The organism is Pantoea sp. X-Soil-MYKO-1289, from assembly GCF_059730625.1.
Map to the genome: position 1 here is coordinate 987,650 of NZ_AP036004.1, position 11,112 is coordinate 998,761.

Sequence of the window (11,112 nt, forward strand, 5' to 3'; positions counted from 1 at the left end):
ATGAAAAATGATTCCAGCACCAAAGTTCAGCATTATTATTCCCGCGTGGAATGCGCAAAAAACACTGAGAAGAACCTTGATCAGTGTGCTGCAGCAAACCTGCGATGATTATGAAGTGATCGTGGTTAATGACGGCAGCACCGACGGCACCGCCGCGCTGCTGGAGGAGTTTAGCTATCAGCCGACGATCCGCGTTATCAACCAGCCTAACGGCGGCGTCAGCGCCGCGCGCAATCGCGCGCTGAAGCAGGCGCAAGGGGATTTTATTATTTTCCTCGACGCTGACGACTGGGTAGAAGAGTCTTTCCTCGCCAGCTTTCAGCAGTCGCTGGATAACAGCCACGGCCGGCCGGTGGATTTAATCGTCGGCAACCTGGTGGACGATCGCATCGGCAGCATTCACAAATATGGCTATTTTGCGGCGCAGGAGATGCCTTATCTGCTGGGCGAGCTGGAGATGAGCGACAATATCGGCTATCTGCACAACAAGTGCTACAGCCGGCGGGTGATTGAGGTGAACAATCTCTATTTCCTCGAGGGGATCTCCATGAGCGAAGATCTGCTGTTCAACCTCAAATATTTCTACAACATCAGCAACTGTCTGGTGATCGACAGCGCCGCCTATCACTACGAAAACGTGATGGATTCGTTGTCAAAAAAGCGCGTGCAGTACAACGAGCTCAAGGAGCGCAAGCAGTTTCTGACCGGGCTTTACGACACCATTATGAGTAAATACACGCATCGCGATCTCGACTACTTCCTCAAAGGGGTGTCGAAACGGGTGCTGGCGCTGGATATGCAGATTGTGACGTCGATGTACCACGACTCCTTTACGCACAATGAAATCTCGCGCGAAATTAACGAGATCAAGCGCGGCAAATATTCGAAAGGGATTTTTATTCTGCTGAACCGCAATGAAAAGCTGAAATATATTATTATGAATTTCAACAGCTTTGCGGCTTACTACTGTCTTTACGCCCTCTATAAGGCGCGTGCATTTTAATGGATGTGTTTCATCCGCTACACACGACCAGGTTTAACGTTTCTGTGGTTTACCCGCGCTAATCACATCGGGCGGCCCTTTCGGGTCGCCCGATGCTGAACGGCTTACTGCGCCGGACGCAGCGCGCCGGTTTTAAACACGCTCATCGCCTGCGCCATGCGCTCTGCCTGATCCTGCAGCGCCTGCGACGCGGCAGAAGCTTCCTGCACCAGCGCGGCGTTCTGCTGCGTTACCGCTTCCATCTGGGTAATCGCCATATTGATCTCGCTGATGCCGGTGCTCTGCTCGCTGCTGGCAATAGTGATTTCACTCATAATGCCGGCCACGCTTTTCACGCTGTTGACCACCTCGCCGATGGTTGAGCCGGCATGGGAAACCAGCTTGCTGCCTTCCTCTACTTTGGCCACCGAATCTTCAATCAGCAGTTTGATCTCTTTCGCCGCTGACGCCGAGCGCTGCGCCAGATTGCGCACTTCGCTCGCCACCACGGCGAATCCGCGTCCCTGTTCGCCCGCGCGCGCCGCTTCGACGGCGGCGTTGAGCGACAGGATGTTGGTCTGGAAGGCGATAGAGTCGATGACGCTGATAATATCGACGATCTTCTTCGACGAGAGCGCAATCGCCTCCATCTTCTCAATCACCTGTTCCATCACCACGCCGCCTTCGCGCGCCACCGCCGAGGTGCTCGCCACCAGCTGATTGGCTTCGCGCGCGTTGTCGGCGTTGTGCTTCACGGTAGAGGTCATCTGCTCCATCGCCGAAGCGGTCTCCTCCAGCGAGCTGGCCTGCTGCTCGGTGCGGGTAGAGAGATCCAGGTTGCCGCTGGAGATCTGATTTGAGGCGACGGCGATGGTGTCGGAGCCGGTGCGCACTTCGGTCACAATGCTCAGCAGGTTGTCGTTCATCTGCTGCAGCGCGCGCATCAGCACGCCGGTTTCATCGCGGCTGTCGATGGTGATTTTCGAGCTTAGATCGCCGGCGGCGACGCGTTCGGCGACGCCGACCGCTTCGGTCAACGGACGCACAATGGAGCGCGTCAGATAAACGCCCAGCAGGATGGAGGCGAGGATCGCCAGCGCGGCGCAGATCAGCGTAATCATAATCGCCGTGCTGGCGGCGCTGACAATGCTCTGACCTTCGCCGCGCAGCTGTGAATCCTGCGAGTTGGCGAATTTCTCCGCGCCCTCAAGGAAGGCGTTCTGGCTCGGCGTCATGGTTTTCAGCGCGTAGACGCTCGCACTTTCAAAATCCCCGGCTTTGATCAGCGCAATCAGCGCGTTTTTCGCGGTTTCAAACTGCTGGCCCGCCTCAATCAGCCCCTGAATTTTCTTTTTGCCGACGGCGGTAACCTGAATGGCGGCAATGCGGTTCATCGCGGTATTGGTGCGCTGGGTCGCTTCATCCAGCTGGCCGTAACGCTTGAGGTTTCGGTCGGGATGCGCGGTGTCGATCACCAGGCCGCGCAGGTATTTAATCTGATCGTTTACGCCGTCGCGCACGTCGAAGGCGAGGCGCACTTTGACATAGCGGTCGTCGACGATAGCGGAAATGCCGTTGTTAATACTCTGAATTTTGCTAACGGTGGTGACGCCGATGATCACCATCAGCACCACCACAATACCGAAGGCGACGCCGAGCCGGGCGCCGACCTTCATATTTTTTAAATTCCACATCTCTGTTCTCCCGCGATGACATCGAATGTTGCTGCTGCAATAGTTAAGTTTTTTAACGCCTGGGCGTGACCAGCCTGTGCCGGCCCCCAGGCCGCCTGACAGCGGTTAAAAATGAGAGCTGGCGCACAGGTTATCGGATGTTTTTGTTTTGACTTTAATTTTTTCCAGGCGGTTTCTGCCCGACTGAACGGCGTTAAGGGGACGTTGAACAGCAACCATAAGCCGCGAAGGCGGTACTACGGCGGCGATGGGCGATCAGATTAACCAGGCTAAGCAGTTGAATTAAGGCGGTCAGCGGGCAGCGGGCAGGGCGAGAGAAAAAGCGGCAGGAGAGGCGATGCGAGGAGGGCAGAAAGGCAACACGCGACGTTGCGTCGCGTGTTGAGTGGGCATCAGGGCGCTTTTTCCAGCACGCTGTGGATCACGGCGGAGAGTTCGTTGATTTCGAATTTGGCGACGTAGCCGTCGGCGCCGACTTTACGCACGTGATCTTCGTTGGCGCTGCCGGAGAGCGAAGAGTGGATCACCACCGGAATGCGCTTCAGCGTCTCTTCACGCTTGATATTGCGCGTCAGGGTAAAGCCGTCCATCTCCGGCATTTCGAGGTCAGTCAGCACCAGCGCGATCTTGTCGTGGATCGATTCGCCCGCCGCCTGCGCCGCATCGTTCATCTCTTTAATCTTCAGCCAGGCTTCAAGCCCGGTATTGTGCATCAGCGCAGGAATGCCCATGCTCTTCAGGCCCTGCTCCAGCAGCTGGCGCGCCACTTTCGAGTCTTCCGCGACGATGGCGACCGCGCCCGGCTTGATCTTAAAGCTGCGCGCGGTTTCCGGCGTCGGCTCGACGCCGCGCACCGAAGGAATAACGTCATAGAGGATCTGCTCGACGTCGAGCACCATCGCCAGGCTGGTGCTGCCCTTATCATCGTCGAGACAGGCAATGCTGGTGATATTGCGGCCGCCAATGCCTTTCTCGGCGGTATGCACCTGACTCCAGTCGAGGCGCACAATATTATCCACCGACTCCACGGCGAAGGCCTGGGTATTGCGCGCATATTCGGTGACCAGCAGCAGGTTCAGGCCGGTTTCCGGCGTACAGCCCGCTACCGCCGGCAGATCGATCACCGGGATAAACTGGCCGCGAATGTTGGTCATGCCCAGCAGCGGCGAGCGCATGCCGGCTGCGCGGGTGATGGGCTGCATCGGCACGATTTCCCGCAGCTTGAAGACGTTAATGCCGAACAGCTCTGACTTACCTTTGGCCTGATCGGTGCCCAGGCGGAACAGCAGCAGTTCAAAGCGGTTTGATAACGCCAGATTCGCTCTTTCATCTATCTCTTTTTGAAAATTATCCATCGTTGCTCTGTACTGCCGCCACCTGGACGGCGAAAGTGAATGATAAAAGAATTATCGGCACCAGCAGCGAAAAGGTGAGAGGGGGTTGAGAAAATTCATTGGCCGGGCAGTTAGCTATTCTTGTGCCAGGCTTAGTGAGTAACAACGGAAAAATTTCACTAAAGGAGCGCACCATGAAAAAAGTCATGACGTTTACGCTGTTGGCCGTATTGAGTCTGCCAGCGCTGGCTGAGAAGGGCGGTTTTGAAGCGGGCGCGACGCCGCCGCCGCAGAAAAAACAGGATGCAGGTTATAAAGGTTCAGAGGATACCGGCCAGACCCATATCAACCAGATCCGCGATTTTCGTCAGGACGGTTACGTTACGCTTGAAGGCTATATTCTGAAGAAGTTGCAGGGCGATAACTATCAGTTCCGCGACAGCACCGGCACCATCACCATTATCGCGCCGGAAAAAACCTTCGACGGCAAAACCTATAAAGCGGATGAGCAGGTGCGCGTCAGCGGCCGCGTACACGGCAAAGGCGACAAAACGGTGCTGCACGTCACGCAGATCGACGAGCCCTGAGCACCAGAACGGCGTTTCGACGCCGTGATGTCGGGCGCGGGCGGGTTAACGCTCCGCGCCTTTCCAGCAAAAGGCTTAGTCCTGCAGCAGAATCGCCCGCACGCTCTTACCCTTCATTTTTCCCTGCTTCAGCCTGACCAGCGCCGCTTTGGCTTCGCTCGCCGCCACGGCGACATAGGCGTGAGTAGGCGTAATATCGATTTTACCGATCTGATCGGCGCGGAAACCCGCGTCGCCGGTCAGCGCGCCGAGAATATCTCCCGGACGGATCTTTGCTTTGCGCCCGCCGTCGATGCAGAGCGTCATCATGGCGGCCGGCAGCGGCTGACGCGCGCCTTTTTTCAGCGCGCTCGCCGCCACCCAGTGCAGCGGCTGCTGCAGAAAATCTTCCAGCGCGTGGGCGCGCGCCATTTCGTCCGCCGCGACGAGGCTTACCGCGCTGCCCTGTTCGCCGGCGCGCCCGGTGCGGCCGATGCGGTGCACATGCACCTCGGGATCCCACGCCAGCTGATAGTTCACCACCATCGCCAGCGCTTTAATATCCAGGCCGCGCGCCGCCACGTCGGTCGCCACTAATACGCGTCCGCTGCCGTTGGCGAAGCGGATCAGCACGCGTTCGCGATCGCGCTGCTCCAGATCGCCATGCAGCGCCAGCGCGCTGATGTTCTGCTGGTTGAGCGCGGCGGCGATATCGTCGCACTCGCGTTTGGTGTTGCAGAACACCACGCACGAGGCTGGCTGACGCTGCGCCAGCAGCGCCTGCAGCAGCGGCAGCTTTTCGCTCGGGCTCGCTTCGATAAACTCCTGTTCGATCGCGGGCAGCTCGCTGACCTCTTCGGTGGCGACATGCAGCGCGTCGCGCTGAAAGCGCGTGCTGAGCGAGGCGATGCTCTCCGGCCAGGTGGCGGAGAAGAGCAGCGTCTGGCGGCTGGCGGGCGTAAGCGCCGCCACCGCTTCCATATCGTCGCGGAAACCCATCTCCAGCATGCGATCCGCCTCGTCGAGCACCAGCGTATCGAGTTGATCGAGCTTCAGCGTCTCGCGCTTCAGGTGATCGAGAATGCGGCCCGGCGTGCCGACCACGATATGCGGCGCGTGCGCCAGCGAGTCGCGCTGCGCGCTGATGGGCTGACCGCCGCACAGGGTGAGGATCTTGATATTGCGGGTAGCGCGCGCCAGCTGACGCAGCACGTTGCTGACCTGATCCGCCAGCTCGCGGGTCGGGCAGAGCACCAGCGCCTGAGTGACGTAGCGGCTGCTGTCGATATGCTGCAGCAGGCCGATGCCGAACGCCGCCGTTTTGCCGCTGCCGGTTTTGGCCTGCGCCCGCACGTCGCGTCGCGCCAGGATCGCGGGCAGCGTGGCGGCCTGAACAGGGGTCATCTCGGTGTAGCCCATGTCGGCCAGATTGGCGATCTGGCTGGCGGGAAGATCGGTAAGGGTAGTAAATGCGGTCACGGGCGGCCTCGGCGGCAAAAGGTGGTCGAAAAATAGCGCGGCAAGTCTGGCAGAATGTGCGTCGCGCGGCAACCTGCGAAAAGGGTTACCTGCATGATAGCTTCGCCCGACCGGCGTTTAGGAATAACCCGAAGATCGCTGAGAATGGATGTTATCTTCTAATGCTTTTAGCGGGCGGCAGTCTGTTTGTGCATATCGTGTGGCTTTTCAAGGCCAGTGAAAACTTTATAACTGCACGAATAAGCAAATTAATTTCTTTTTGTATCAGATGATTCCCTTTTTTTTACTCCAGCAAAAGAATTAATCATTAAATAAAGTCACCTGTGCAGCCGATAAAATAATCACCGCAATTGCTTTATATTTAGCGCGCCATACTTTTATTACAACGACAGTTTGAGGGTTCTCCATTGAGTAATATTGCCCAGGGATCACATGAAGAAGTGCTGAAAATCGTTGGTCGCGCAGTGCTTACGCTGCATGTCCACGGTGAAAGCTTATCTGCTGACAAGGTTGTCTCAATGATCGGCTGCTATGCCGAAAGCGCGGAACAGAACCAGCAGCAGCTGTTTGCGCTGGCGATGGAAATGATGACGGCCCAGAAATGGGCGAAGAGCGCCTGACGTCATCGTTTCAGTTGAACCAAGCCTCCAGCCGGAGGCTTTTTTTATGCCTCTCTCTTTTTCTCACATCGCTTTTTTGGTCCTACCAATTACAGCCTGCTTTTTAGCACCAGTCACAAAAGTGGAAAAATCGCGCGCTAACGGTTGTCTCTGGTTAACAAAAGATTAACCATTTGCCTTCATATCGACGCGCAGCGCGCCTTTGGTCCGACCAAAAAGCGCGCCGCTTTAGGATAACGCCATGAGTGAATCGACATCGACGGCCGCAGAGCATCTTGTGGTGCGGCTGCGGCGCTATATCGAGCAGCAAAAGCTCGAGCCGGGCATGAGGCTGCCCGCCGAACGCCAGCTCGCCGCGGAGCTGGGCGTATCGCGTTCGTCGCTGCGCGAAGCGCTGCAACAGTTGATCAGCAGCGGCCTGCTGATCAGCCGTCGCGGCGGCGGCACCTGGCTGCGTCAGCAGCTGGCGCCCTGGGCGGAACAGCGCATCGTCACGCCGGTGCGCGCGCTGCTGCAGGACGATCCCGACTACCGCTACGATATTCTCGAAGCGCGCCATGCCATCGAGGCGAGCACCGCCTGGTACGCGGCGCAGCGCGCCACCGAGGCGGATAAAGAGCGGCTGCGGCTCGCTTTCGACGCCACGCTGAAGCTGAAAGAGAGCGACGATCCCGACCTCGCCGCGCAGGCCGACGTGCGCTTTCACCTCGCTATCGCCGAAGCGTCGCACAATGTGGTGCTGCTGCAGACCATGCGCGGCTTCTTTGCGCTGCTGCAATCCTCGGTGCTGCAAAGCCGACAGCGCATGTACAGCCAGCCGCCCATTTTCGCCCGCCTCACCGAACAGCATCAGCGCCTGCTCGACGCCATCCTCGCCGGCGAGGCCGAGGCGGCGCGTCGGGCGGCGATGGATCACCTCGGCTTTGTCCACGCCACCCTGAAAAGCCTGCATGAAGATGAAGCGCGTCAGGCGCGCATCACGCGTCTGCCAGGCAATGACACTTTTTAACCGCAAGGAAACCGACCTGTGATTATCTCCGCCGCTTCCGATTATCGCGCCGCCGCGCAGCGTATTCTGCCGCCGTTTCTTTTCCACTACATCGACGGAGGCGCCTATAACGAGCGCACCCTGCAGCGCAACGTCGAGGATTTGGCCGACGTGGCGCTGCGCCAGCGCGTGCTGAAGAATATGTCCGATCTCAGCCTTGAAACGCGTCTGTTCAACGAAACCCTGGCGATGCCGGTAGCGCTGGCGCCGGTCGGGCTGTGCGGCATGTACGCGCGTCGCGGCGAGGTGCAGGCGGCGCGCGCCGCGGCGCTGAAAGGCATCCCTTTTACCCTGTCGACGGTCTCGGTCTGTCCGATCGAAGAGGTGGCGCCCGCCATCAACCGCCCGATGTGGTTCCAGCTCTACGTGCTGCGCGACCGCGGCTTTATGCGCAACGCGCTGGAGCGCGCCAAAGCCGCCGGCTGCTCGACGCTGGTGTTTACCGTGGATATGCCGACGCCCGGCGCGCGCTATCGCGACGCGCACTCCGGCATGAGCGGGCAGCACGCCGCGCTGCGCCGCTACTGGCAGGCGGCGACGCACCCGCAGTGGGCGTGGGACGTCGGCCTGCACGGCCGTCCGCACGATCTCGGCAATATCTCGACCTATCTCGGCAAGCCGACCGGGCTGGAGGATTATATCGGCTGGCTGGCGAACAACTTCGACCCCTCTATTTCCTGGCGCGATCTGGAGTGGATCCGCGAATTCTGGGACGGTCCGATGGTGATCAAAGGCATTCTCGATCCTGAAGACGCGCGCGATGCGGTGCGTTTCGGCGCGGACGGCATCGTGGTGTCGAACCACGGCGGCCGCCAGCTGGACGGCGTGCTCTCCTCGGCGCGCGCGCTGCCCGCTATCGCCGATGCGGTGAAAGGCGATATCACCCTTCTTGCCGACAGCGGCATTCGCAACGGGCTGGACGTGGTGCGCATGATTGCGCTTGGCGCCGACAGCGTGCTGCTGGGGCGCGCCTGGCTTTATGCGCTGGCGACGCACGGCCAGCGCGGCGTGGAAAATCTGCTTTCGCTGGTGGAAAAAGAGATGCGCGTGGCGATGACGCTGACCGGCGCGAAATCAGTCGCCGAGATCACGCGCGACGCGCTGGTGGATGCCGGCGCGGCGCTCACTAATGCAGCCGTCGCGCCGCGTCCGCGTGCCGTTAGCTGAGGCTTGTCTATACTTACTCACTCTTCATCAACAGGAGGAATGAAATGACTATTCACAAGAAAGGATCGGCGCACTGGGAAGGCGATATCAAAGGCAAAGGCACCATCAGCACCGAAAGCGGCGTGCTGAGCCAGACCCCTTACGGTTTCAACACCCGCTTCGAAGGCGAGAAGGGCACCAATCCGGAAGAGCTGATCGGCGCGGCGCACGCCGCCTGTTTCTCCATGGCGCTGTCGCTGATGCTGGGCAATGCCGGCCATAAGCCGCAGAGCATCGACACCACCGCTGACGTCTCGCTGGATAAAAAAGGCGAAGGCTTCGCTATCACCAAAGTGGCGCTGAACAGCACCATCAGCCTGCCGGGCATCGACAGCGCGGCGTTTGACGAAATCATTCAGAAGGCGAAAGCGGGCTGTCCGGTTTCGCAGGTGCTGAACGCCGAGATCACCCTCGATTATACCCTGAATAATTGATCCAGCAGGTCGCCCGCAATCGGCGACCGCGCTATGCTGGCTGACACGGGTTCTGATGAACCGCAATGGATGCGCCCTGGGGCGCATCTTTTCTTTCTGCGGAAGGAGGAGAAGGGTGGCGAAATATCTGCCGGCAAAAAAACACTGGAAAATGGTGCTGGTGCTGCTCTGTATTTGCGGCGCGTTGATGCTGATCCGCTGGGCGGCGATGATATGGGCCTGAAGGCGTGGATTTGCCGCCACAAGCTGGGCGTCTTAGTAATGATCGTGCTGGCGCTGGAGCTGATTCACTTTCTGTTGACCTCATCCTGGCTGCCCTGGGTCTCCCGCTGAGCCGCGTCACACATATTCACGCTCTTCCTGATCGCGACGTTTAGCGCGCACGTCGCTGCGGGCGATGCGATACGCTTTGCCGGGATCGCCGGCCACGAACTCGAAGGTCGGCGAATAGTAAAACGGCAGCCAGCCGCCGTAGCCGCTTTCCCACTCCCAGCGCACCGGGCAGGGCCAGATAATGCCGTCATACAAAATGTAATAAACCCAGCGTCCAGTCGGACGACGGGGGCGTGGTATTTTCATGGGGATCACAACGGTAATAGGTTAAAACAGCTTATATTTTGAACGCTGTTGCCGCAGGCTGCAACGTTTAAACCGCTTCTTTTTTCTTCACATCCTTCAGCGGCCGTAATTAACGATGCACTTCGCCGCACAGCAGGACCACGCCAGGCCGCACTTTATGGATGCGATCCGCCATGGTTTCACAGGCCGCTTTGGTCGGGTAAATGCGCTCCGACACCGGCAGGGCATCGCAGGCATCATGGCCGCAGGCGCTCACTAACAACACAAATCCAATCAACATGGCTCGACTCCTTTACACGGTCTCGTTGGTACGGACTGTGATGCTTAGATTCCTTTTTTACGATCCAGTATAGACAAACGTGACGCCGCGGCATTATCAGCCTGAGCGGTATTGGATCTCAGGAGAAAAACCAGGCGGGCAGCAGGGCGATAAGATTGTTGAGGGTATGCAGGAAAATCGGCAAGGCCAGGCTGTTGCTGCGCAGGCGCGCATAGCAGAGCAGCAGGGAAAAGAGCGTCAGCGCCACCAGGGTTTCCCAGTGCACATACTGGGTGTGCATCGCCGCGAACAGCAGCGACGTCAGCAGCATACAGGCGAAACGGCTGCGCGGCGCCCACAGCAGAAATCCCTGCAGCAAAAATCCGCGAAACAGCACCTCTTCGAACACCGGCGCCAGCAGCACGGCGGTCAGCAGCAGGATCAGCATCGAATTGCGGCCCTGCTGCGCCTGCTCGACCAGCCAGCCTTCAGGCTGCAAGAACTGCGTCTGGGCCGCCATCAGCGCAAACAGCGCCAGGATAAACAGCAGCGTCTGACGAATGCGCAGCTCGCCCAGCGGCAGATCGCTGCGGCGCTGGCAATAAAAGCGGTAAAGCGGATAGATCACGGCGAATTCAAACAGGCAGAGCACCGGCACCAGAAGACCGTCGTTACGCAGCACGCCGTAGTTGGGAAACAGCGTAATCAGCATCGTCACGAGGTAATAGACCACAAAGCTGCCGACGTAAAACAGCGTCAACGTCACTCTGTCGGGATTGGTGTTCATAGGCAACCCAGCCACTGAAGGAAAGCGCATAGTAGCAACGCGCCCGATCCCTGTCGAGGGAGGCGCGCGTACAAACTTAACGCAGTAAATTGCCGCCTCAGGCTAAAACCGCGCCGCCGCGCGC

Annotated in this window: 13 protein-coding genes; 7 read left to right on the top strand and 6 right to left on the bottom strand. The window is 58.9% G+C overall.

What is annotated here, in order from left to right:
- Positions 1 to 7: 7 nt before the first annotated feature.
- Complete coding sequence (locus AC6I7Z_RS04670) at positions 8 to 1,003, top strand: glycosyltransferase family 2 protein (protein WP_497813319.1); 996 nt, start codon at positions 8 to 10, stop codon at positions 1,001 to 1,003.
- A gap of 104 nt (positions 1,004 to 1,107) precedes the next feature.
- Here AC6I7Z_RS04670 and AC6I7Z_RS04675 read toward each other — a convergent pair whose 3' ends face one another.
- Both AC6I7Z_RS04675 and AC6I7Z_RS04680 read right to left on the bottom strand, forming a co-directional pair.
- Complete coding sequence (locus AC6I7Z_RS04675) at positions 1,108 to 2,676, bottom strand: methyl-accepting chemotaxis protein (RefSeq protein WP_497813320.1); 1,569 nt, start codon at positions 2,674 to 2,676, stop codon at positions 1,108 to 1,110.
- A gap of 392 nt (positions 2,677 to 3,068) precedes the next feature.
- A complete protein-coding gene (locus AC6I7Z_RS04680) occupies positions 3,069 to 4,031 on the bottom strand; it encodes a chemotaxis protein (RefSeq protein ID WP_497813321.1) in 963 nt (320 codons plus the stop codon).
- 173 nt (positions 4,032 to 4,204) lie between these two features.
- Between AC6I7Z_RS04680 and AC6I7Z_RS04685 the strand changes: the two genes are divergently transcribed.
- Positions 4,205 to 4,597 (top strand): YgiW/YdeI family stress tolerance OB fold protein, encoded by a 393-nt coding sequence (locus tag AC6I7Z_RS04685; RefSeq protein WP_497813322.1) that lies wholly within the window; start codon positions 4,205 to 4,207, stop codon positions 4,595 to 4,597.
- 75 nt (positions 4,598 to 4,672) lie between these two features.
- On the opposite strand, the gene dbpA is transcribed toward AC6I7Z_RS04685, so the two are convergent.
- Positions 4,673 to 6,055: an ATP-dependent RNA helicase DbpA gene (gene dbpA, locus AC6I7Z_RS04690; RefSeq protein ID WP_497813323.1), complete on the bottom strand. Its 1,383-nt coding sequence runs from the start codon at positions 6,053 to 6,055 to the stop codon at positions 4,673 to 4,675.
- A gap of 407 nt (positions 6,056 to 6,462) precedes the next feature.
- Between dbpA and AC6I7Z_RS04695 the strand changes: the two genes are divergently transcribed.
- The 5 genes from AC6I7Z_RS04695 (at position 6,463) to yniD (ending at position 9,586) form a co-directional block, all read left to right on the top strand.
- Positions 6,463 to 6,675 (top strand): hypothetical protein, encoded by a 213-nt coding sequence (locus AC6I7Z_RS04695; RefSeq protein ID WP_033752782.1) that lies wholly within the window; start codon positions 6,463 to 6,465, stop codon positions 6,673 to 6,675.
- Between the two features lie 241 nt (positions 6,676 to 6,916).
- Positions 6,917 to 7,684 carry a transcriptional regulator LldR gene (lldR, locus tag AC6I7Z_RS04700; protein ID WP_497813324.1) on the top strand — a complete coding sequence of 256 codons (768 nt, stop codon included), beginning with the start codon at positions 6,917 to 6,919 and terminating at the stop codon, positions 7,682 to 7,684.
- A gap of 18 nt (positions 7,685 to 7,702) precedes the next feature.
- A complete protein-coding gene (gene lldD, locus AC6I7Z_RS04705; protein ID WP_497813325.1) occupies positions 7,703 to 8,890 on the top strand; it encodes an FMN-dependent L-lactate dehydrogenase LldD in 1,188 nt (395 codons plus the stop codon).
- A 44-nt stretch (positions 8,891 to 8,934) separates the two neighbouring features.
- Positions 8,935 to 9,363 (top strand): OsmC family protein, encoded by a 429-nt coding sequence (locus AC6I7Z_RS04710; RefSeq protein WP_033752779.1) that lies wholly within the window; start codon positions 8,935 to 8,937, stop codon positions 9,361 to 9,363.
- Positions 9,364 to 9,478: 115 nt separating this feature from the next.
- Positions 9,479 to 9,586, top strand: coding sequence for a small membrane protein YniD (gene yniD, locus AC6I7Z_RS04715; RefSeq protein ID WP_497813326.1), 108 nt, complete (start codon positions 9,479 to 9,481; stop codon positions 9,584 to 9,586).
- 116 nt (positions 9,587 to 9,702) lie between these two features.
- On the opposite strand, the gene AC6I7Z_RS04720 is transcribed toward yniD, so the two are convergent.
- From AC6I7Z_RS04720 to AC6I7Z_RS04730, 3 genes are all read right to left on the bottom strand, one after another.
- Positions 9,703 to 9,942 carry a hypothetical protein gene (locus AC6I7Z_RS04720; RefSeq protein WP_497813327.1) on the bottom strand — a complete coding sequence of 80 codons (240 nt, stop codon included), beginning with the start codon at positions 9,940 to 9,942 and terminating at the stop codon, positions 9,703 to 9,705.
- A 109-nt stretch (positions 9,943 to 10,051) separates the two neighbouring features.
- Complete coding sequence (locus AC6I7Z_RS04725; protein WP_094078501.1) at positions 10,052 to 10,222, bottom strand: hypothetical protein; 171 nt, start codon at positions 10,220 to 10,222, stop codon at positions 10,052 to 10,054.
- A 118-nt stretch (positions 10,223 to 10,340) separates the two neighbouring features.
- Positions 10,341 to 10,988, bottom strand: coding sequence for a CPBP family intramembrane glutamic endopeptidase (locus AC6I7Z_RS04730; RefSeq protein WP_497813328.1), 648 nt, complete (start codon positions 10,986 to 10,988; stop codon positions 10,341 to 10,343).
- Positions 10,989 to 11,112 lie beyond the last annotated feature (124 nt).